At 72.4% G+C, this 21,263-nt stretch carries 19 protein-coding genes and 2 tRNA genes; 11 read left to right on the forward strand and 10 right to left on the reverse strand.

Going from position 1 to position 21,263, the window contains the following annotated elements:
• Window positions 1-381: 381 nt before the first annotated feature.
• A complete protein-coding gene (locus AB8O64_RS13480) occupies window positions 382-2,166 on the forward strand; it encodes a putative bifunctional diguanylate cyclase/phosphodiesterase (protein WP_370419397.1) in 1,785 nt (594 codons plus the stop codon).
• A 171-nt stretch (window positions 2,167-2,337) separates the two neighbouring features.
• Here the strand turns inward: AB8O64_RS13480 and AB8O64_RS13485 are convergent, their stop codons facing one another.
• The gene (locus tag AB8O64_RS13485) at window positions 2,338-3,435 is read right to left on the reverse strand and encodes an LLM class flavin-dependent oxidoreductase (RefSeq protein ID WP_370419398.1); all 1,098 of its coding nucleotides are present in this window, start codon (window positions 3,433-3,435) and stop codon (window positions 2,338-2,340) included.
• Window positions 3,436-3,706: 271 nt separating this feature from the next.
• Here AB8O64_RS13485 and AB8O64_RS13490 point away from each other — a divergent pair, with 271 nt between their 5' ends.
• From AB8O64_RS13490 to AB8O64_RS13510, 5 genes are all read left to right on the forward strand, one after another.
• Window positions 3,707-4,465: an IclR family transcriptional regulator gene (locus AB8O64_RS13490; RefSeq protein ID WP_370419399.1), complete on the forward strand. Its 759-nt coding sequence runs from the start codon at window positions 3,707-3,709 to the stop codon at window positions 4,463-4,465.
• A 107-nt stretch (window positions 4,466-4,572) separates the two neighbouring features.
• A tRNA-Lys gene (locus AB8O64_RS13495) sits at window positions 4,573-4,646 on the forward strand.
• Window positions 4,647-4,793: 147 nt separating this feature from the next.
• Window positions 4,794-5,198: a hypothetical protein gene (locus AB8O64_RS13500; protein WP_370419400.1), complete on the forward strand. Its 405-nt coding sequence runs from the start codon at window positions 4,794-4,796 to the stop codon at window positions 5,196-5,198.
• Window positions 5,199-5,273: 75 nt separating this feature from the next.
• Window positions 5,274-6,059, forward strand: a complete 786-nt coding sequence (locus tag AB8O64_RS13505; protein WP_370419401.1) for a DsbA family protein — start codon at window positions 5,274-5,276, stop codon at window positions 6,057-6,059.
• On the forward strand, window positions 6,056-6,952 hold the full coding sequence (locus AB8O64_RS13510; protein WP_370419402.1) for a cytochrome c biogenesis CcdA family protein: 897 nt from the start codon (window positions 6,056-6,058) through the stop codon (window positions 6,950-6,952). Before AB8O64_RS13505 ends, AB8O64_RS13510 begins: the two co-directional genes overlap by 4 nt.
• A 78-nt stretch (window positions 6,953-7,030) precedes the next feature.
• Here AB8O64_RS13510 and AB8O64_RS13515 read toward each other — a convergent pair whose 3' ends face one another.
• The 3 genes from AB8O64_RS13515 to AB8O64_RS13525 all read right to left on the reverse strand — a co-directional run bounded on the left by AB8O64_RS13515 (window position 7,031) and on the right by AB8O64_RS13525 (window position 9,321).
• Window positions 7,031-7,621 (reverse strand): lytic polysaccharide monooxygenase, encoded by a 591-nt coding sequence (locus AB8O64_RS13515; protein WP_370419403.1) that lies wholly within the window; start codon window positions 7,619-7,621, stop codon window positions 7,031-7,033.
• Window positions 7,622-7,694: 73 nt separating this feature from the next.
• A complete protein-coding gene (locus AB8O64_RS13520; protein ID WP_370419404.1) occupies window positions 7,695-8,357 on the reverse strand; it encodes a nucleoside/nucleotide kinase family protein in 663 nt (220 codons plus the stop codon).
• A 91-nt stretch (window positions 8,358-8,448) separates the two neighbouring features.
• Complete coding sequence (locus AB8O64_RS13525; RefSeq protein WP_370419405.1) at window positions 8,449-9,321, reverse strand: NlpC/P60 family protein; 873 nt, start codon at window positions 9,319-9,321, stop codon at window positions 8,449-8,451.
• Between the two features lie 247 nt (window positions 9,322-9,568).
• On the opposite strand from AB8O64_RS13525, the gene AB8O64_RS13530 reads away from it, so the two are divergent.
• From AB8O64_RS13530 to AB8O64_RS13540, 3 genes are all read left to right on the forward strand, one after another.
• Window positions 9,569-9,642 (forward strand) — tRNA-Lys (locus tag AB8O64_RS13530).
• A 324-nt stretch (window positions 9,643-9,966) separates the two neighbouring features.
• Window positions 9,967-11,871 carry a glycosyltransferase family 2 protein gene (locus AB8O64_RS13535; RefSeq protein WP_370419406.1) on the forward strand — a complete coding sequence of 635 codons (1,905 nt, stop codon included), beginning with the start codon at window positions 9,967-9,969 and terminating at the stop codon, window positions 11,869-11,871.
• Window positions 11,868-13,826 (forward strand): galactose oxidase-like domain-containing protein, encoded by a 1,959-nt coding sequence (locus AB8O64_RS13540; RefSeq protein ID WP_370419407.1) that lies wholly within the window; start codon window positions 11,868-11,870, stop codon window positions 13,824-13,826. The genes AB8O64_RS13535 and AB8O64_RS13540 overlap by 4 nt, the downstream gene beginning before the upstream one ends.
• 54 nt (window positions 13,827-13,880) lie before the next feature.
• Here the strand turns inward: AB8O64_RS13540 and AB8O64_RS13545 are convergent, their stop codons facing one another.
• The 6 genes from AB8O64_RS13545 to AB8O64_RS13570 form a co-directional block, all read right to left on the reverse strand.
• A complete protein-coding gene (locus AB8O64_RS13545; protein ID WP_370419408.1) occupies window positions 13,881-14,927 on the reverse strand; it encodes a glycoside hydrolase family 6 protein in 1,047 nt (348 codons plus the stop codon).
• Window positions 14,928-15,102: 175 nt separating this feature from the next.
• Complete coding sequence (locus tag AB8O64_RS13550) at window positions 15,103-15,765, reverse strand: class F sortase (RefSeq protein ID WP_370419409.1); 663 nt, start codon at window positions 15,763-15,765, stop codon at window positions 15,103-15,105.
• 20 nt (window positions 15,766-15,785) lie between these two features.
• Window positions 15,786-16,442 (reverse strand): hypothetical protein, encoded by a 657-nt coding sequence (locus AB8O64_RS13555; RefSeq protein WP_370419410.1) that lies wholly within the window; start codon window positions 16,440-16,442, stop codon window positions 15,786-15,788.
• A gap of 145 nt (window positions 16,443-16,587) precedes the next feature.
• Window positions 16,588-17,367 carry an HAD-IIA family hydrolase gene (locus AB8O64_RS13560; protein ID WP_356452365.1) on the reverse strand — a complete coding sequence of 260 codons (780 nt, stop codon included), beginning with the start codon at window positions 17,365-17,367 and terminating at the stop codon, window positions 16,588-16,590.
• 132 nt (window positions 17,368-17,499) lie between these two features.
• Entirely contained in the window at window positions 17,500-18,327 is an 828-nt protein-coding gene (locus AB8O64_RS13565) for a hypothetical protein (protein ID WP_370419411.1), read from the reverse strand.
• A 121-nt stretch (window positions 18,328-18,448) separates the two neighbouring features.
• Complete coding sequence (locus AB8O64_RS13570) at window positions 18,449-19,639, reverse strand: ROK family protein (RefSeq protein ID WP_370423863.1); 1,191 nt, start codon at window positions 19,637-19,639, stop codon at window positions 18,449-18,451.
• Window positions 19,640-19,687: 48 nt separating this feature from the next.
• On the opposite strand from AB8O64_RS13570, the gene AB8O64_RS13575 reads away from it, so the two are divergent.
• Together AB8O64_RS13575 and AB8O64_RS13580 are read left to right on the forward strand one after the other, a co-directional pair.
• Window positions 19,688-20,794 carry a Gfo/Idh/MocA family oxidoreductase gene (locus AB8O64_RS13575; protein ID WP_370419412.1) on the forward strand — a complete coding sequence of 369 codons (1,107 nt, stop codon included), beginning with the start codon at window positions 19,688-19,690 and terminating at the stop codon, window positions 20,792-20,794.
• Window positions 20,791-21,255 carry a heme-degrading domain-containing protein gene (locus AB8O64_RS13580; protein WP_370419413.1) on the forward strand — a complete coding sequence of 155 codons (465 nt, stop codon included), beginning with the start codon at window positions 20,791-20,793 and terminating at the stop codon, window positions 21,253-21,255. Before AB8O64_RS13575 ends, AB8O64_RS13580 begins: the two co-directional genes overlap by 4 nt.
• Window positions 21,256-21,263: the final 8 nt, after the last annotated feature.

Below are 21,263 nucleotides of genomic sequence, written 5' to 3' on the forward strand. Positions count from 1 at the left end.
GTCTGCGGACGCACCACGTCGACCTCCGGAGACGGATTCGGGACACCTCACCCACCCTCTGATTGTTTGTGGTGATATGCCCTGTTCCACTACCCCAGTCGAGTGACTAAGCCGACTTCTGGGTACATCACACTCAGTCACTGACGGTCAATCGAGAAGACGCGGCCACCCGGACTCAGGCACGAGCGCGCACGGTCATGCAAAAACGGACAAACCAGAGACGGCGGTTCGGGCGCTCACGGGAGGGCCGCTGGAACGGTCCTTGCGCGAGCCCTATGATCGCCACATTTCCAGCACGGGATACCCCCGACAGGGCGGTCATATGCCGCGTTTTCGACCACGCGTACGAGATCCACGAGAACCAAACGAAACCAGTGCGGAATGAATGCCACGTGGGAGCGAGCGGTGAGCGGAACCCTCGACGGCCAGGGCGGCACGCCCGGTTCAACGCCTCCAGTCGTCACGCAACGTAACGTACCTTCGAGCGATTTCCGTGCCGCCTTCCATGCCGCGCGGCTGGGCATGGCCGTCGTCGGCCGTGACGGACTCGTACGCACCGCCAACGACGCGCTCGGCGCGCTGCTCGGCACCGACCCCGCCCGGCTGGCCGACTCCCCCGCCGCCGACTTCACCGGCCTGCGCGAGGACGCCCGCACCTGGAGCGAGTACCGCGAGGTGCTGCTCGGCCGCCGCGAGGTGCTGCACTGCACCCGTCGCCTCAGACACCGCGGCGGCCGGGGCGTGTGGGCGGAGGTGACCCTCACCCAGCTGCCCGACAGCCGCGAGACGCTGCTGTCGGTCGCCGACATCAGCGACCGGCGGGATCTGCGGGCCCGGCTGCGGCACTTGCGGATGCACGACCCGGTCACCCGGCTGCCCAACCGGAGTCTGTTCTTCGAGCGGCTGGCCGCGGCGCTCACCACCGCGGCCGTGTCCCGGGACGGCGGCGGCCGGATCGGGCTGTGCTATCTCGACCTGGACGGCTTCAAGGCCGTCAACGACACCCTCGGCCACCGGGCCGGCGACCGGCTGCTGGGGCTGGTGGCCCAGCGGCTGAGCGAGTGCGCGGCGCCCGACGGCCATCTGGTGGCCCGGCTCGGCGGCGACGAATTCGCGCTGCTGGTCGAGGAGTCGACGGGCACCGAGCAGCTCGTGACCCTCGCCGCGGCCGTACTGACGGCGCTCCAGCGGCCGTTCGACGTGGCTGGGCAGCGGCTGTCGGTGTCGGCGAGCATCGGCGTCGTCGAGCGCCCCGCGGCCGGTACGCACGCCACGGAGCTGATGCAGGCCGCGGACACCACCCTGTACTGGGCGAAGGCGGACGGAAAGGCCCGCTGGACGCTCTTCGACCCGGAGCGCAACGCCCACCGGATGACCCGCCAGGCCCTCTCCAGCACCCTGCGGCCCGCCGTCGAGCGCGACGAGTTCGTCCTGCAGTACCAGCCGCTGGTGGGGCTGGGCGACGGGATCGTGCGCGGGGTGGAGGCGCTGGTGCGCTGGCGCCATCCGCAGTTCGGCACCCTGGCCCCCAACCGGTTCATCGGCCTGGCGGAGGAGACGGGGGCGATCGTGCCGCTGGGCCGCTGGATCCTCGCGACGGCCTGCCGCCAGGCGCGCCGCTGGCAGCTCGACCACCCCGAGGAGCCGCTCGTCGTCAGCGTCAATGTGGCGGTACGCCAGGTGTGGGACTCCGACCTGGTCACGGACGTGGCCCGGATCCTCGCCGAGACCGGGCTGCCGCCGCATCTGCTGCAGCTGGAGCTGACCGAGTCCGCGCTGATGGGCTCGGCGGGCCGCCCGCTGCAGCAGCTCCAGCAGCTCAGCGACATGGGCGTCGCCATTGCCATCGACGACTTCGGCACCGGCTATTCCAACCTCGCCTACCTCAGCCGGCTCCCGGTCTCCACCCTCAAGCTCGACGGGTCGTTCGTGCACGGCTTCCGCGCGGACGAGCACCCCAACCCGGCCGACGAGACGATCGTCGAGGCGCTCGTCCAGCTCGCCCACCGGCTGGGCCTCACGGTGACGGCGGAGTGCGTGGAGAGCGCGGAGCAGGCGGAGCGGCTGGGGCGGATCGGCTGCGACACCGGCCAGGGGTGGTTCTACTCCCGACCGGTGCCGGCCGACCGCATCTCGGCACTGCTGCGCACGGGGGTACGACCGTGAGGGCCCCGTTGCGCGGCGGTGTCCTCAATCGCCGGACGGGCTGCTGTGCCTTGTCCTCAATCGCCGGACGGGCTGGTTTCAGCCCGTCCGGCGATTGAGGACGCGCCCGCAGGGCGCTCGTCGCCGCAGGCGGCAACTGCGGCCCGCAGCCGAAGATCCGCCGGGCAGGCCCTACGCATCCGGCAAGCCGTACGCGTCCGCGATCAGTTCGTAGCTGCGCAGCCGAAGCTCCGGCGTATGCGCGTTGGCCGTGATCATCAGCTCGTCGGCACCCGTCCGCTCGACCAGGGCGGTCAGGCCCGCGCGCACCTCGTCCGGGGTGCCGAAGACGACATTGCGCAGCCAGTCGTCGACGAACTCCCCCTCGGCCGCACTGAAGTCGTATCCCTCGGCCTCCTCCGGCGTCGGGACCAGCCCGGGCCGGCCGGTGCGCAGCCGCAGCATCGCGAGCGCCCCGGTGAGGACCTGGCGGCGGGCCTCCTTCGGGTCGTCGGCGGCGAACGCCTGGACGCCGATCTTGGCGTACGGGCGGTCGAGGATCCCGGAGGGCCGGAAGGTGTCGCGGTAGAGCTGGAGCGCCGGAACGGTGTTCGCGGCGGAGAAGTGGTGCGCGAAGGAGAAGGGCAGGCCGAGGGCCCCCGCGAGCCGTGCGCTGAAGCCGGAGGAGCCGAGCAGCCAGACGGAGGGCCGGTCCGCCCGCTGCACCCCGCCGGGCACCCGGCCCTGGACCGGGCCGGGGACGGCGTGGATACGGGCGTAGGGGTGGCCGTCGGGGAAGTCGTCGTCCAGGAACCGCGTCAGCTCGGCGAGCTGCTGCGGGAAGTCGTCCGCCCCCTCCCGCAGCCGGTCCGAGCGGCGCAGCGCGGCGGCGGTCGCGCCGTCCGTGCCCGGCGCCCGGCCGAGGCCGAGGTCGACGCGGCGGGGGGCGAGGGCCTCCAGGGTGCCGAACTGCTCGGCGATCACCAGGGGGGCGTGGTTGGGCAGCATGACGCCGCCGGAGCCGAGGCGGATCCGGTCGGTGTGGGCCGCGAGGTGGGCCAGGATGACGGCCGGGGAGGAGCTGGCCACACCGGGCATGGAGTGGTGCTCGGCCACCCAGAAGCGGTGGTAGCCCCGGCGCTCGGCGAGCCGTGCCAGCTCGACCGTGGTGCCCAGCGCCTGCCGGGCGGTCCGGCCGCTGCCGACGGTCGCCAGGTCCAGTACGGACAGCGGCACCGGCGCGCTTCCCTTGGGCTCGGCCCGGATGATGTCGTCCCGCTCGTCGGCCACGGTGGCCCGCCTCCCTGGTTGGCGCTGCGTCTGGTCGCTCGCGTCGCGCGGGGTGTCCCGCACGTCGCGCCCAGCCCAACCGGAGCATCACTCCGCTTATTCCCGGCCGCGCCACGGAGTTCCCCGCTATGACATCGGCATATGCCGTTGGGGCGCATCCCTGGACAGGCGCCCGATACCCGGGCCCAAGTCCTCAACACCCGCTCCAGAAGGACCCTTTCGCCTTTATCGTGGAGAGCGGATACTCGCTGGAAACCGCTAGGGGGAAACCGTGGCGCTCAAGCCCGAGCCGACCGCGCCGTTCCACTCGGTGCAGTACGCCCTGCGCGTGCTGGAAACGGTCGCCAGACACTCCGGCGGCGTCACCGAGGTCCAGATCGCGCGCGAGACCGGCCTGCCCGCCGGCCACCTCGCCCATCTGCTGCTGATGCTCCGCCGCGAGGACTACGTGGAGCGGGTCGGCGACGATGCCTACATCATCGGTGAGTCCCTGGTCCTGCTCGGCTCCGGCGGCGACCGCGCGAAGGCCGTGGAGCGCAAGCTCCAGCAGTCGCTGTTCGCGCTGCGCGACTCACTCGGCGCGGCCGTCTATCTGAGCCGCTACATCGACGGCGAGGTCAGGATCACGCAGTACGCGGACGGCCCGCGCACGCCCAAGGTCAACGAATGGGTCGACTTCCGCTCCGCCGCCCACGCCAGCGCGCTCGGCAAGTGCCTGCTCACCCAGCTCGACCACGACGACCGGCGCGACCACCTCTCGCGCCACAAGACCGCCCGGCTCACCTCCCGGACGATCACCAACGAGCAGGTCCTCTTCCGCAAGCTCGACGCCCAGCCCGCGACCGTCCCCGTCCTCGATCTCCAGGAGTACGCGGTGGGCACGGTCTGCGCCGCCGTCCCGATCACCGCCGGGCACTCGGTCGGCTGTCTCGCGCTCTCGCTCCCGCTGGCGCACGCCCACCGGCTGCGGCAGGCCGCCGAGACGCTGAACCGGAAGGCGGCACCCCTGCTGCTGTCGATGTCTCTCTGAGTCCCTCTGGGCCCCTCTGACGCCCAGGAAGACGGGGCGGGAGGGGCCCCGGCGACGGGTGGTTCGGAGCACCCGTTCGGACCGGGTATTATTTTCTCTGTCAGCAGGCGCCGCTAGCTCAGTTGGTTAGAGCAGCTGACTCTTAATCAGCGGGTCCGGGGTTCGAGTCCCTGGCGGCGCACCGACAGTCGAAGGCCCTCACCGATGGTGAGGGCCTTCGTCGTGCTCCCGGGAGCTCTCGGTAGGGCGGTCCGCCGACCGGCCGCCGTAGCATGGGGGGCCGCGGCGGGCCCTGCCGCGCGTGACCGGGACCGGGAAGGAGGGCCACGTGCCGCAGCACCGCCGTCCGACGGCAACCGCGCTGCTCCTGCTCCTCCTCGCGGTCCTCTCCGGCCCGGCGCCGGTCGACTCGATCCTCTCCGGTGCGATCCCGTCCGCGCACGCGGCGAGCGACACCACGGCCGCCGTCCCGCAGAACACCCGGCCCGAGATCCGCGACCCCCACGCCGTCCGGGCCGACCCCGGCGACACGGGCGGCACGTGCCGTCCGCAGGACCTCCCGCTCAAGGGCGCCGAGGCCGTCGTCCCGGCCGGGCACGGCGACCCGCTCACCGCACCCGCCGCGACCCGCGCGGCACCGCCGACCGCACTGCCGCCGCGGGCCACCGCGCCCAGGTCGCCGCCCGCGCCCGTCGCCGGCTGCGCCGAGCTGCTCCCCGTCCTACGGATCTAGACCCGCCCACCACGGCCCGCCCGGGCCGCACCTTGGCATGCCCAGAATCCGTCAGACCCATGGAGCCTCTTCCTCATGTCCGCAACGCTCACCACGCCCGCCCGCCGCCTCGCGGCCATCGGCGCGGTCCTCGCCCTCGTCGTCGCGCTCGTCGCGGCCGGCATCGCGATCGGCAAGAACGCCGGCGGCTCCGGCAAGCGGGAGGCGTCCGCCTCCTCCGAGCCCGCCGCCGACCCGCGGCAGCCCGCCTACGACGAGGCGGAGAAGGCCACCAGCCGCCGCAAGGACGGCGACCCGCTCGCCCTCGGCCGCACCGACGCGCCCGTCGTGCTCGTCGAGTACTCCGACTACCAGTGCTCGTACTGCGGCCGCTACACCCGCGAGACCCAGCCCGAACTGGTGAAGAAGTACGTGGACGAAGGCGTGCTGCGCATCGAGTTCCGCAACTTCCCCATCTTCGGCAAGGACTCGATGCGCGCCGCGCGGGCCGCCTGGGCAGCCGGGCAGCAGGGCCGCTTCCCGCAGTTCCACCACGAAGTGTTCGCCAAGCTCCGCAAGGGTGACGCCCTCGCCGAGGACAAGCTGGTCGAGATGGCCCGCACGGCCGGCGTGTCCGACGTCGACCGGTTCCGCGAGGACATGAACGGCTCGGCGTCCGAGGCCGCCGTGAAGAAGGACCAGGAGGAGGGCTACGCCCTCGGCGTGCAGAGCACCCCCTCCTTCCTCGTCGGCGGGCGGCCCGTCGCGGGCGCCCAGCCGATGAGCGCCTTCGAGGCCGCGATCGCCCAGGCCAAGGCCGCCAAGGCGGCGAAGGCGGCCGGCCCGGCCAAGGGCGGGGACAGCGGGAAGAGCGAGAAGTGACCGACATCGGTTACCTCGCCGCCTTCCTCGGCGGCGCCCTCGCCCTGCTCAGCCCGTGCAGTGCGCTGCTGCTGCCCGCCTTCTTCGCGTACTCCCTCGCGAGCCCCGGCAAGCTGCTGGCCCGCACCTGCGTCTTCTACCTCGGGCTCGCGACCACGCTCGTACCGCTCGGCGCGGCCTCCACGGCCGCCAGCCGGCTCTTCAACGGCCACCGCGATCTGCTGATCACCGTCGGCGGCTGGGTCGTGATCGCCATGGGCGCCGCCCAGATCCTCGGCCTCGGCTTCGCCTCCAGGAAGGCCCAGGCCGCCGCCGGGCGCATCACCCCGCGCTCGGCCGCCTCGACGTTCTTGTTGGGCTGCGTCTACGGACTGGCGGGCTTCTGCGCCGGGCCGATCCTCGGCGCGGTGCTGACCGTGACCGCCGTCAACGGCAACCCGGTGTACGGGGCGTCGATGCTCGCCGTCTACGCGCTGGGCATGGCACTGCCGCTGTTCGTGCTGGCCGTGTTCTGGGACCGCTTCAAGCTCGGCAGCCGGCGCTGGCTGCGCGGCCGGGAAGTGCGCCTCGGCCGGCTGCGGCTGCACACGACCTCGCTGGTGTCCGGGCTGTTCTTCATCGGCATCGGGGTGCTCTTCCTCGCCTACGACGGGACGACCGGCCTGCCCGGGATCCTGGACGCCGACCAGGAGTTCGAGCTGGAGCGGCTCGCCTCCCGGATCGGCAACGCCGTGCCCGACTACGCCCTGCTGGCCGTGATCGCGCTGGTCGTCGCGGGAGTGCTGGCCCGGATCGCGCTGCGGCCGGTCAAGCCGGTCGAGTCGGCTGAGGCTGCTGAGCCGGCGGGGTCCGCCGGGTCCGCCGATCGGAGCGAGCCGGTCCGCGAAACGTGACCGGACCGGCGCGGGAGACCTCGGTGCGCGGGACGCGCCACAAGGTCTCCCGGCCGGCCCGGCCGGTGGGGGCTCAGATCAGAACTGGACGTCCGAACAGGCGTAGAACGCGTTGGGCGTGTCCGCGATCGTCCAGACAGCGAGGATGACGTGCTTGCCGGTCTTCAGGGTGGGCACGGTGCCCTGGTGGGTGACGGTCGCCTCGGGGACCCGGCCCCCGTAGGGGACGCTCATGAACGGCTGGGGTTCGAGGTCGGCGCGGGTGAGCGGCTTGGCGGGGTTGTAGCCGTCCTTGGTGATGTAGTAGCGGAAGTCGGTCGTGGCGTGCCGGGCAGTGAGCTTCCAGCGGAAGCCGTAGCCCTGCCCCGCGGTGAGCTTGGTGGCGGGCCACTGGCCGCCGCGCGGGTCGTCGAGCTGGGCGAAACGGCTGTTGCCGCCCGCGCAGATCCGGCCGTCGGCGGGGCCGCGGGACGGGAAGCCCTTGGGGCCCTCGACGCTCTGGGGTTCGTACTGGATCTCGCCGCAGTTCTTCACGGTGCCCTTCGCGCAGAACACCTGCCGACTGGTGGGGGAGTCGGTGTAGCCGTGGCTGTTGGCGCTGCCGGTGGCGAGCACGGACACGCAGGCCACCGAGAGGCCGATGATCACCGCACTGATCTTTTTGCGCATGCTTCGCTCCCTCGAGAACGTGGGGGGTTCTCCGTGAGGTGGGTGGAGTGTGCGGTCTAGACCAAGTCGGAGATTAGTCCTCCGAAATAGTCATGTCCAGGCCAAAGGAAGCGAGAATCCGGTCGCTGTTCACACGCGATGACTTAACCAGTTCACCGTTGGGCCGGTCATTGCCCAGCTCCCAGGCCCGCGCCCCCGCCAGGTCGCGCCCTCCTGCCAACTGCCGCTCGATCAGACGCCCTTGACGCACCTCGTCGGGCGTCTCCAGATACCAGACCTCGGCCAGCCACCTGCGGGCCTCGCGCCAGCCCGGCTCGTCGCACGCCAGGTAATTGCCCTCGGTCACCACCAGCCCGGTCGAGGGCGGCACCTCGTGCCGGGCGGCGACCGGCTCATGGAGGACCCGGTCGTAGTCCGGTACGTACACGCTGCGCTCGCGCTCCTCCACCACCCGGCGCAGCAACGCGGCGTAGCCCCACACATCGAAGCTCGGCGCGGAGCCCTTGCGGTCGGTCAGACCGAGGCGCTCCAACTGCGCGTTGGAGAGGTGGAAGCCGTCGAGCGGCAGATACGCGGCCGCGCCGGCACCGTGCAGCCGTTCCAGCTCGGCGACCAGCGCCCGGGCGAGCGTCGACTTCCCCGCGCCGGGCGGCCCCGCGATGCCCAGCACGACGCGACGGCCGTCGGCCGCCGTGAGATTCCAGGCGTCGGCCGCCAACTCGGTGATGATCCCCATGCCCGCACCTTAGGCCTGTCCGGCGGATCTTCGACTGCGGGCCGTGGCGGGAGCGGCGGCCGCACGGGCGGCCGCCAGGTACCGGCGCAGGTCAGCGTGGCCGGCCGTACAGGTTCGGGCGGTAGTAGGAGAAGGTCGAGATACGGACCTTCCTGCCGGGCCGGGGCGCCTCGAGGTACTTGCCGGCGCCCAGATAGATCGCGGCGTGGTGGACGCCGGACGCCTTGCCGTTGGTCGACCAGAAGACGAGGTCACCGCGGCGCAGGGCGCGGCGGGTGATGCGCTTGGTGGCGCGGTACTGGTCGGCGGCGATGCGCGGCAGCTTCACGCCCGCGCGGCGGTACGCCTGCTGGATCAGTCCGGAGCAGTCCCAGACGTGGGGGCCGTTGCCGCCCAGCTTGTACGGGTCGCCGATCTGGGCCATGGCGAAGGTGATGGCCGACTCCAGCCGGGGCTTGGCGGCGGCGGGAGCCGCCGGGAGGGGTGGGGAGAGGGGCCCCCGTGGAGCGGCGACGCCGGGTATGTCCTGGTCGCTGAGCGGGACGGCGCCTTCCGGTCCCGGCTCGTCCGACTCCGGCTCGTTCGACTCCGGCTCGTCCGGCAGCGGCTCGTCCGCGAGGGGGGCGCCGGGGAGCGCGGGATCCTCCGGGTCGCCGGGTTCGTAGACGGAGCTGTCCCCGCCCACCGGGTCCGGGGGCTCGGGGGCGGCCGTGGCGCCCGTTCCCGAGCCGGCGATGACCGCCACCCCCACGGCGGCCACGATCGCGCCGCGCAGGGCGCACGCGCACCGGTGCCGGGTGCCGCCCTCGTCGGCCCCCTCGTCGAGAGGCCCGGCGTGGGGAGCATGGGGAGCGTGAGCAGCGTCACCGTCGTCCGCCCGCGCCGGGGCGGCGGCCGCCGCGCCCGCGCAGCGCGGGCAGCCACGGCCGTCGGGTGGTTCCTCGGTGAATGCCGGAGTCCGCACCGCCTCACCGCCTTCCCGTACGCCTGTCCGGGGCGGTCGCCGACGGGCCCGCACCCGCCGTGTGCCGGCGGCCCGCCGGACCGCTTGTCACGCGTCCGTACTCGCCACAGCTTCTCAACGGGCCGGAGAAACCGCACGTCGGCGCGGTGTGCGGTGATCACGGAGGGAGAGACGCCGATCCCGCGGGCGGCTCGCGGGGTGGTCGGGAGCACCCTCGAACATCAGGTAGAGTTTTCTCTGTCAGCAGGCGCCGCTAGCTCAGTTGGTTAGAGCAGCTGACTCTTAATCAGCGGGTCCGGGGTTCGAGTCCCTGGCGGCGCACCGACAGTCGAAGGCCCTCACCACTGGTGAGGGCCTTCGTCGTGTCCGGGCCGGTTCGCGGATACGCCTTGCCCCCTTCGACACCTTTCGCACACTCCTTCGTTCGACGCACCGCTTTGCCCGGTAACCACCTCGTTTCACCCTTGCGATCATGACGCGGGGTCGGAGATCCTGAACCGACAGCAACGGCTCGGTCTCATTGCGTGAGCAGTGGGTCGAGTGGGGCGCCGGGGGGAGCCGGTGCCCCTGCGCCCGAGCGGCCGGGGGGTCCGCAGGGCTCAGGATCTGACACACGCAGGCAGCTGCGTGTCGGGGGGATGACTCATGACGTCGACGCCTGCCCATGCCCGGCAGCAGTCCCACGATCCGTCCTCGGCCACGCGCCCGCGCCCGCCCCGTGCGCCCGGAGCGGGCCCCCCTGAGCCGGCCCCGCGGACCCCGCCGGATCCACCCCGTCCCGTCGGCACAGCAGGCGCGCCCGGCTCTGCCGGATCGGCCCCGCCCGGCACCTCCCCTGCGCATCAGCGCAGGCCACGGCCCCGCTTCGACTACGAGCACTACAGCCGGCTGGCGGGCCCGCTGACCCAGCCCGACCCCACCCGCCCCTACCGCGTCCGCTATCGCAGTCTCCTCGCGGACGAGCCGCACCGGATCCGGGCGGCGCTGCTCCTCGGGGCCGCGCCCGTCGTATCGCTGGGGCTGCTGGTGTGGCTGATGCAGCCCGCGCACTGGACCGAGCGCGACCACGCCACGACGGCCATGCGGTTCCTGGACGCGGTGATGCTCGTCTCCATCGGCCTCATCGAGCTGTTCCGCACTCTGAATGTCACCTCGAACGCCCATGCGACGCTCGTCGCCCGCGACCCGGTCCCCGTCGTGCCCGAGACCGGCACCAAAGTCGCCTTCCTGACCTCGTTCGTGCCCGGCAAGGAGCCGATCGAGATGGTCACCAGGACCCTGGAGGGCGCGATGCGGCTGCGGCACCGCGGCCCGCTCGACGTTTGGCTGCTGGACGAGGGCGACGACCCCGAGGTCAAGGAGGTCTGCCGGCGGCTCGGGGTGCGCCACTTCTCCCGCAAGGGCGTCGAGAAGTGGAACCAGAAGAAGGGCCCGCACCGGGCCAGGACCAAACACGGGAACTACAACTCCTGGCTGGACGCCCACGGCGACGACTACGACTTCTTCGCCTCGGTCGACACCGACCACGTGCCGCTGCCCAATTTCCTGGAGCGGATGCTCGGCTATTTCCGCGATCCCGACATCGCCTTCGTCGTCGGCCCCCAGGTCTACGGCAATTACGACGCGGCCGTCACCAAGGCCGCCGAGAGCCAGCAGTTCCTCTTCCACGCCCTGATCCAGCGGGCCGGCAACCGCTACGGCGCGCCCATGTTCGTCGGCACCAACAACGCCGTGCGGATCAGCGCGCTCAAGGGCATCGGCGGGCTCTACGACTCGATCACCGAGGACATGGCCACCGGCTTCGAGCTGCACCGGCACCGCAATCCGGCGACCGGGAAGAAGTGGCGCTCGGTCTACACCCCCGACGTGCTCGCCGTCGGCGAGGGGCCGAACGCGTGGACCGACTTCTTCACCCAGCAGCTGCGCTGGTCCCGGGGCACCTACGAGACGATCCTCAAGCAGTTCTGGAAAGGGCCCTTCACCCTCTCCCCCGGGAAATTCCTCAATTACACCCTGATGGTCATCTACTACCCGATGACCGCCATCAACTGGATGCTGGGCGCGCTGAGCTGCGCCCTCTTCCTCGGCCTCGGCGCCTCCGGCATCTCCATCAATTCGGAGATCTGGATGATGCTCTACAGCGACGCCGCCGCCCTGCAGATCGGGCTGTACATCTGGAACCGCCGGCACAATGTCTCGCCGCACGAGCCCGAGGGCTCCGGGGGGCTCGCCGGCATGGTGATGTCCGCGCTGTCCGCCCCGATCTACGCCCGCTCCCTGATGGACGCGGTGCTGCGCCGCAAGAGCAATTTCGTGGTGACGCCGAAGGGCGACTCGGCCAGTCCCGACACTCTGTTCGGCACGTTCCGTGTGCACCTGTTCTTCCTGGTGGTATTCGGCGGCTCGCTGGCCGCTTCCTTCTGGTTCGGCCACACGCATGTTGCGATGACCACCTGGGCTTCGCTCGCCCTCGCGATCACTGTCGCGCCGATCGTCGCCTGGTGGTGGACCCTCCGCCACACCGACCGTGCCGTGGAGGCCCGCGCATGAGAGCCCGCCCGTTCCGCGTCAGCCGCCGCACCCGCCGCGTAGGCATCGGTGCGGCGGTGGCGGTCGTCCTGGCGGGCATGAACGGGCCCGCCATATGGGGCTACGCCTCCGCCAAATACCACGACTACAAGATCAACCAACCGGGGTACAAGGCGGCGAACGGCCACTGGAAAGTGGTCGACATGCCCCGTGAATACCGGATCAATACGATCCACGCGGCGCTGCTGCACACCGGCAAGGTGCTGCTCGTCGCCGGTTCGGGGAACAACGCCGCCAATTTCGACGCCAAGAGCTTCCGCTCGGTCCTGTGGGACCCCGAGCACAACACCTACAAGAACATCGACACCCCCAAGGACCTCTTCTGCGCGGGGCACACCCAGCTGCCCGACGGCAAGCTGCTGGTCGCGGGCGGCACCCAGCGCTACGAGAAGCTGGAGGGCGATGTCACCAAGGCGGGCGGGCTGATGGTCGTCCACAACGAGGACCCCGACAAGCCCATGACCCTCCCGGCCGGCACCCGCTTCACCGGCGGGAAGAGCGGCAAGACCTTCGAGTCCCACGACCCCCTGCTCGTGCCCCGCGCCAAGAAGACGCAAGGGGAGGGGGGCAAGGTGACCGTCACCGCCAGCACCGCGCGCGTCTATGTGGAGGCGCTCGGCCAGGGCCCCAAGTACGAGACCGGCCTCACCGACAACTACCGCATCGAGGGTCTGAAGGGGAAGGACGCCCAGAACCTCTACGGCATCGCCAACAAGCTCTCCTTCGACAAGAAGGACTTCCAGGGCATCAGGGACTCCTTCGAGTTCGACCCCATCGCCGAGCGGTACGTCCCGGTCGACCCGATGCGGGAGGCCCGCTGGTATCCGACCCTGACCACCCTTCCCGACGGCAGGGTCCTGTCCGTCTCCGGGCTGGACGAGATCGGCCAGGTCGTCCCCGGGAAGAACGAGATCTACGACCCGAAGACGAAGAAGTGGAACTACCTCCCCAAGGAGAGGTTCTTCCCCACCTACCCCGCCCTCTTCCTCACCGACAAGGGCCGGATCTTCTACACCGGGTCGAACGCGGGCTACGGGCCGGCCGACAAGGGCCGGGTGCCGGGGCTGTGGGACCTGGAGAGCAACGCCTTCACCGAGGTGCCCGGGATGAGTGACCCGGACACCCTGGAGACCTCGATGTCCGTCCTGCTGCCGCCCGCCCAGGCCCAGCGGTACATGGTGCTCGGCGGCGGCGGGGTCGGGGAGAACAAGAAGTCCACCGCCAAGACCCGCATCGTCGATCTGCACGACCCGAAGCCACGTTTCCGGGACGGCCCCGATCTCTACGCCAAGGCCCGCTACCCGAGCAGCGTGATCCTGCCCGACGACACCGTGCTGACGACCAACGGCTCGGGCGACTACCGCGGCCGCAGCGACTCCAACGTCCTGAAGGCCGAGCTGTACGACCCGAGGACCAACACCAAGCGCGCGGTGGCCGATCCGCTGGTGGGCCGCAATTACCACTCCGGCGCTCTGCTGCTGCCCGACGGGCGGGTCATGACCTTCGGTTCCGACTCGCTCTTCGGTGACCGGGCCAATTCCAAACCCGCCACCTTCCAGCAGCAGATGGACCTCTACACCCCGCCCTATCTCTTCCGCGACTCACGCCCCGAGCTGCGGGACACCGCACCGAGAACGGTGAAGGCGGGCGAGAAGACCACCTACGACACGGCGCACTCCCAGGCCATCCGCAAGGCGCGGCTGATCCGGCCCGGCTCCTTCACCCACGTCACCAACATCGAGCAGCGCTCGATCGAACTGGAACTCAGCAAGACGGCGAACGACATCACCGTCACGCTGCCCGAGGACACGTCCCTGATGCCCCCGGGCTGGTACATGCTGCATGTGATCGACGACCAGGGGACCCCGTCCGAGGCGGTCTGGATCAAGGTCCCCCGGGTCGGGGATCCGGACTAGCGGGCCGGCCGGTCGGCGAGCGGGCCGGGGCCCCGGCGGGCCCCGGCCGCTTCCTCAGCGGGCGTTGCGGGCGAGCTCCAGGGCGTAGGTCTCCCACCACTGCCCCGCGTCCGGGCCGCCCTTGCAGGCGCCGTCGGACTCCCCCGGCCGCTTGACCCAGAGATAGGCGTCCGTCAGCGGGTCCCCGGTCCGGGTGGTCGGTGGGTCGCCGAGGGCCCGGCCGGAGGGGTTGCACCAGGCCTTCTCGTGGTCGCCGCCGTTCAGCGGGCCGTTGCCGTTGCGGCTGGTGTCGATGACGAAGTGCTTGCCGCCCACGAGCGCGGAGAGCCTGCGGCCGTAGTCCTTGTTGGCCCGGGTGGTCTGGAAGTTGGAGACGTTGAGCGCGAATCCGTCGGCCTTGGCGATCCCGGCCCGCCGCAGCGGCTCCGCCATCCGCCCGGCGGGCGTGACCCAGCTGGGGTTGCCCGCGTCCAGATAAACCTTGGTGCGCGGCAGCGCCTTGAGCTTGCCGACGGCCTCGTTGAGCAGCGCGAAGCGCTCCTCGTGGAACTCGCGCGGTGTGCAGCCGTCCTCGATGTGCGGCAGTGCGTCCGGCTCCAGGATCACGGTCGCGCTGCGGTCACCGATGCCCTTGGCCGCCTGGTCCAGCCACTGGCGGTAGGCGTCACCGTCGGCGGCGCCGCCCTGGGAGTACTGGCCGCAGTCGCGGTGCGGGATGTTGTAGAGCACCAGCAGGGCGTCCCGGTCGGCCTTGGCGGCGGCCTGGGTGAAGCCGCGCGTCTGGCCCTCCGGGTCGTCCACGCCGATCCACTCCGCGACGGGCTGCGCGGCGATCTTCCCGAGCAGCTCGGCCTCCCGGGCCTTGCCGTCGCGGCGCAGCCGGTCGGCCCGCTGGGCGGCGGTGGCCTGCGGATTGACCCAGAACGGAGCCTGCGCCTTGGGCTGCTGGGTGGGCGGCCGTGCGGACTCGCGCTCCTTCGGAACGGCGGTGTCCGAGGACGAGAAGCACCCGGAGAGCAGCAGCAGCGCCCCCACCGCGGCTGCCGCCCTCGCCGGGCCCGTGCGGCCCCTGCGTGTGTGGCCGGTGTAGCTGCCGTACATCCACTCCCCCTTGGCTGTACTGCCTGGGGATGCCCCCAGACCCGCGCGGGACATGACCGGTCGTCTCAATGCTGACACAGACGTGTCCTCCACAGTGGGTGCTCAGGGTATGACTTGGCGTCATATCGCCCTGTTGGACCACAGTCCGCGGTCGCGGCCTGCCGGAACCCGGGGTTCACACCCGGCCCGCGCCGGTCAGGTAGGCGGAGACGACGACGTTGGCGGAGTAGGAGTGCCGGACGCGGTCGTAGTCACCGCCACAGGTGATCAGTCGCAGTTCGGCCCGGTCCACCTCGCGCGGCCCGTAGACCTTCCGGGCGTCGAAGCGGTCCTTGGTGTAGACGGAGACGTCCTCGACGGTGAACTCGGCGCTCGTGCCGTCGACCCGGGCCACGGTGATCGTCTCCCCCGGTTTCAGTTCGCTGAGGTCGTAGAAGACGGCGCGTGCGCGGGGGGTGTCGAGGTGGCCGACGAGGACGGCGGCGCCGGCGCTGCCGGGCTGCGGGCCGCCGCGGTACCAGCCGACGGCGTTGGACCGCGAGTACGGCGGCGGTTCCACCGCCCCCGTCGGGTTGAGGCCGCGCTCCTCGATCGGCGCCCAGACGCCCGTCGCCCTGATGGACAGCCCCCGGGGCCGGGAAGCGGGCAGCGGTTCGTGGGCCGGGGGCAGCGGGCGCCCCATCGGACGGCCCGCCGCGGCGACGTCGCCGGTGGTGGGCGTGGCGGGGCCGTGCCCCTCGGTGATCTCCCGCCCCCACAGCCACAGGGCCAGCAGCAGCGCCGCCCAGGTCACTCCGGTCAGCAGGCGGCCGGTGCCACTGGCACGCGGTTCGGACATCGACTCGGGCCCGCGTTCCGTCAGTGCCGCGATTCGTCGGTGTCGCGGCGCTGCGCGGCCTCGTTGCGGCGGCGGTACCAGATCACTCCGGCGGCGATCAGCGCGGTGCCGCCCGCGAGGACGAGCCCCGGCGTGCCGGGTGCCTCGGCGGTGGCCATCGATGTGCCGCCGCCGCCCGCGGGTACGGGCGCGACGGGCAGCTCGGAGGAGGAGGAGTCGGGCAGGGTGTGGTCGCTGGGCGGCTGCCCGCCCTCGGGCTGGTCGTGGGTCTCGGAACCGACGCGGTCGTCCTGGCGGTCGCGGGCGCCCTCCGGCTCCTCGCCCTCCTTGACGATGGTCAGCCGGCCCGCGGCCGTCGCGTCGTAGCCCTCGCAGTTGACCTTCACGGGGTAGACGCCGGGGGCGACGGTCGAGCGGACGGTCGCCTCGGCGAACAGCCCGGCCGAGTCCTTGGCCAGCACGGCGTCGGAGACGAAGGCCTCGGAGCTGGCGGTCGCCCGGTTGTTGCCGCAGCCGGAGACGCGCAGTTGTACTTCGCCGCCGGGGTGGCTGGTGACGGGGGTGAGTTCGACGGTCCCCGACATGGTGGCGGGGCCGTCGACGGCGTACGCGGGGGCAGCGCAGACGACGGCCGCCGCCACGAGGGCGCCACAGAATGTGAAGCGGACAGAGTCCATGGGAAACCTCCTGGGTACGTCAGAAGGTTCACCCGCCGGACTCCGGCGTCGCATCCGCTCCCCAGCCGTATTGCGCCATCCGGTGCCCAAAGGCCCCCGATCGGCTCGGATCACTTTGGACCGGTCGAGGCCGGGTGAGGCCGGGTCAGATCAGCTCGACGAGGTCGGCGATCGAGTCGACGACGCGCGAGGGGCGGAAGGGGTGCAGCTCGATCTCCTCGGCGCGGGTGAGTCCGGTCAGCACGAGGAAGGTCTCCATGCCGGCCTCCAGCCCGGCCAGCACATCGGTGTCCATCCGGTCGCCGATCATGGCGCTGGTCTCGGAGTGCGCGCCGATGGCATTGAGCCCGGCCCGCATCATCAGCGGGTTCGGCTTGCCGACGAAGTACGGCTCACGGCCGGTCGCCTTGGTGATCAGGGCGGCGACGGAGCCGGTGGCGGGCAGGGCGCCCTCGGCGGAGGGGCCGGTCTCGTCCGGGTTGGTGGCGATGAAGCGGGCACCGGCGTTGATCAGCCGGATGGCCTTGGTGAGCGCCTCGAAGCTGTAGGTCCGGGTCTCGCCGAGGACCACGTAGTCGGGGTCGTGGTCGGTGAGGACGTAGCCGATGTCGTGCAGGGCGGTGGTGAGCCCGGCCTCGCCGATCACGTAGGCGGTGCCGCCGGGCCGCTGGTCGTCCAGGAACTTGGCGGTGGCCAGCGCGGAGGTCCAGATGTTGTCGACGGGGACGTCGAGCCCGATGCGGGCCAGCCGGGCGTGCAGGTCACGGGGGGTGTAGATGGAGTTGTTGGTCAGTACGAGAAAGGGCTTGCCGGACTCGCGGAGCCGCTTGATGAAGGTGTCCGCGCCGGGCACCGGGATGCCCTCGTGCATCAGGACACCGTCCATGTCGGTCAGCCAGGACTCGATGGGCTTGCGCTCTGCCACAGTGGGACTCCTGCCGTAAACGCCCCTCGCCGGGGCTGGGTACGCCAGAGCGGCACCTCTCGTGCGCCGCCCTGACCCCTCCAGCCTAATCAGCTCCCGGCCGTGACCTCCCGGACGGCGGCGCGGGAGGGGTCAGCGGCCCGACCGCCGCGCCCCGAACATCAGCGCCGCCCCGCCGAGCAGCAGCGCGAGGGCGGCGGCGCCGATCCCGAAGAGGTGGTGCGGGGAGCCCGTGTCGGCGAGCGCGGGCGGGCTCGCCTCCTCGTACGGCGTGCGGTGTGCGGGGTCACCGGCGTCGCCGGGGTCCAGCGCGTCCCCGGCGTGTCCGCCCGCCCCCCGCCGCCCGGTCTCCTCGGCGGGTTCGGGCGCGCCCTCCTCGATGGAGAAGGTGTAGTCGTCGGACTCCCCCACCCACTCGCCGTCGTTCCCGCGGCGCTGCACGGCCGTCACATTGGCCGTGACCTGGCCTTCGGCGGCGCCGGCCGCGAAGGACAGCCGCAGGTCGACGGTGACCGAGCGGCGGGCGGGGACGGCGAAGCCGGGGAAGTCCGGCGAGGAACCGTCGAAGACACCGACGTTCTCGGCCTCGTCGGTCCGTTCGAAGCGCACGGGCCGCCAGCGCGCGGCGCCCCGGTCGTAGAAGTCGAGGTGGATGTCGCCGGGCCGCAGCGCGCGGCCCCGGTCGGCGAGGACCGCGACCGGGTGCACGGCCTGGCAGTCGGCGCCCGTGGCGTTGCGCAGCTCCAGCCGCCAGCCGTGCGGGGCGCCGCCGCGCCCGTACACCTCGGGGCCGCCGCTCAGCCGCGAGCTGATCGGGAAGGCGGCGCTGCCGGGGTCGCCGCAGGGCGGCTGTTCGGCGGCCGGGCGCGCGACGGCCTTCACTGGTGCCGCCGGTGCCGCCGCCGGGACGAGCGCGAGCGCGACGGCGCCGACTGCGACGAGGGCACGGGACAGGGGCATCGCGGGACCTTTACGGAGGGGGGTGCGGGTCGGAGCGCGGGAGGCTCCGGGTCCTCAGGAACATCCCACCCCTCGCGCGCACGGGCCGGGCGCGGCACGGTCCCGTGCGGCCGACTGGCCGTCACATACCGCCCGATGTGACGATTTTCGTCTCATCGGACCGGGCCGTGAGGGCCGTCCCGGACCGCCCGAAGAGCGGGGCGAGCGCCAGCTCGGCCGCGCCCTCGACCACCGTCCGGCCGCCGCCGGGGGTGACGGCCACGGGGACCGTACGGCCGTCCGCGCGGGCGGCGTCCTCGGCGAGGACCGCGCGCACACCGCGCAGATACGGCTCCGGCTCGGCCAGCACCGTCCGGCCGCCGAGCAGGACGAGGTCGATGTCCAGCAGCCGTACGAGGTTGGCGGCGCCGACGCCGAGCAGCCGCGCCGCGCGGGCGGTGTCACCGGCCGCGACGGCGCCCAGGCAGAGCGCTTCGACGCAGCCACGGTTGCCGCACGGGCACGGCGGCCCGTCGAGCTGGAGCACCTGGTGCCCGAACTCCCCGGCCCCGGTCCTGGCCCCCCGGTGCACCCCGCCGCCGAGGACGAGCCCGGCGCCGAGGCCCGTGCCGAGGTGCAGATACGCGAAGGAGTCGGCGGCGGGCCCGCCGCCGCCCGCGCCGCGCAGCACGAGCCCGAGCGCGGCGGCGTTGGTGTCCTTGTCGACCACGACCGGCATCCCGAGCCGCTCGGCGAGCGCGTCCCGCAGCGGGAAACCGTCCCACTCGGGGAACCCGGTGACCCGGTGCAGCACGCCGCTCGCATGATCGAGCGGCCCGGGCACGGCGACGCCGACACCGAGGAGGGGGCGTCTCGCGCGGGGCGTGTCGCTGCTCGCCATCAACGCCTCCACCTCCGTTGCCACCGCGTCCAGCAGCGCCTTCGCGCCCGCGCCGAAGGCGAGGGGGGTCGTGCGGGTGGCGACGGGGGTGCCGGTGAGGTCGACAAGGGTCGCGGTCAGGGCGTCGCGGTCGAGGTGGAGGCCGATGGCGTGGGCCGCGTCCGGCACCAGGCGCCAGGTCGTGGCGGGCTTGCCGCCGGTGGACGCGCGACGGCCCGCCTCGGCGGCGAGGCCCGCCGCCCGCAGCCGGGCGCAGATCTTGCTGACCGCCTGCGGGGTCAGGCCCGTACGCGCGGCCAGCTCCGCGCGGCTCGCACCCGCCGCGCCGGCGTCGCGCAGCAGCCCGAGGACGAGGGCCGCGTTGTGGTCGCGCAGCGCGGCGAGGTTGGCGCCGGGAGGGGGGTTGCCCAGACCGTTGTTCACACCGCCCATTGTCGCCATCACTTGCACTTTCGCAACAGCGTTGCCAAAGTGGGGAGCATGGATGGCACCACAGGCACCCCCCGCACCCCGCTGCGCGTCGGACTCATCGGTTACGGCCTGGCGGGCTCCGTCTTCCACGCCCCGCTGATCGCCGCGACCGAGGGCCTGGCCCTCGACACGGTCGTCACGGCCGACCCCGACCGGCAGCGGCAGGCCGTGGCCGAGCACCCGGGCGTCACCACGGTCGCCGACGCGGACGCCCTCTTCGCGCGGGCGGACGGGCTCGACCTGATCGTCATCGCCTCCCCCAACCGCACCCACGTCCCGCTCGCCCGTACGGCCCTGGAGGCCGGGCTGCCGGTGGTCGTCGACAAGCCGCTCGCCGCGACGGCCGCCGAGGCCGAGGCACTGGCCGCCCTGGCCGAGGAGCGCGGGCTGTTGCTCAGCGTCTTCCAGAACCGTCGCTGGGACAACGACTTCCGTACCGTGCGGAAGCTGATCGCCGACGGCGCCCTCGGCCGGGTCCAGCGCTTCGAGTCCCGCTTCGAGCGCTGGCGGCCGCGCCCCAAGGGCGGCTGGCGCGAGTCCGGCGACCCGGCCGAGATCGGCGGACTCCTCTACGACCTCGGCAGCCATGTCGTGGACCAGGCCCTGCACCTCTTCGGCCCGGCCACCACCGTCTACGCCGAGACCGACGTGCGACGCGAGGGCGCCGAGGCCGACGACGACACGTTCATCGCGATCACGCACATCAGCGGCGTCCGCTCCCATCTGTGGGTGAGCGCCACCACCGCCCAGCTCGGCCCCCGCTTCCGGGTGCTCGGCAGCGAGGCGGGCTTCGTGAAGTACGGCCTCGACCCGCAGGAAGCCGCGCTGCGCGAGGGCCTGCGGCCCACGGCCGACGGCACGGCCTGGGGCGTCGAACCGGAGTGCGCGTGGGGCCGCCTCGGGGCGGGGGAGTCCCCGCAGACGGGCGGCGGGGAACCCGTGCCGACCCTGCCCGGCGACTACCCCGCCTACTACGCGGCGATCGAGGAGGCCCTGCGCACGGGCGGCCGGCCGCCGGTCACGGCGGCGGAGGCGGCGGACGCCCTGCGTGTCCTGGAGGCGGCCCGGACCTCGGCGGCCGAAGGCCGTGCGGTGCGGATCGGGGCGGACCGATGAGCGAGGAGATCGCACGGCTGGAGGAGCAGGAACGACGCCTGGTCCTCGACCACTTCGACAACGACGACGCCTGGCGCCTCGGCTCGCTCCTGGCCGGGCTGGCCCGCGCGCGCGGCGCCGCCGTCACGATCACCGTCCGGCGCGGCGCGCAACGTCTCTTCCATTGCGCCCTGCCCGGCACTTCCGCCGACAACGACGCCTGGCTGGACCGCAAATGCCGCGTCGTCGAGCGCTACGCCGAGTCCTCCTACCTCGTGGGCGCCCGCTTCCGCGCCAAGGGCCGCACCTTCGAGGACTCCTCCCGGCTGGACCCGGACCGCTACGCCGCGCACGGCGGCGCATTCCCGCTCACGGTGCGCGGCACGGGTGTCGTGGGGGCGGTCGCGGTGTCGGGGCTGGCGCAGGGGGACGACCACGCGCTGGTGGTGGAGGCGCTGGAACGGTTCCTCGCCGAGGGCTGACGCGCGGG

The sequence above is a fragment of the Streptomyces sp. QH1-20 genome, assembly GCF_041283565.1.
In the GTDB taxonomy this organism is placed as follows: Bacteria; Actinomycetota; Actinomycetes; order Streptomycetales; family Streptomycetaceae; genus Streptomyces; species Streptomyces syringius.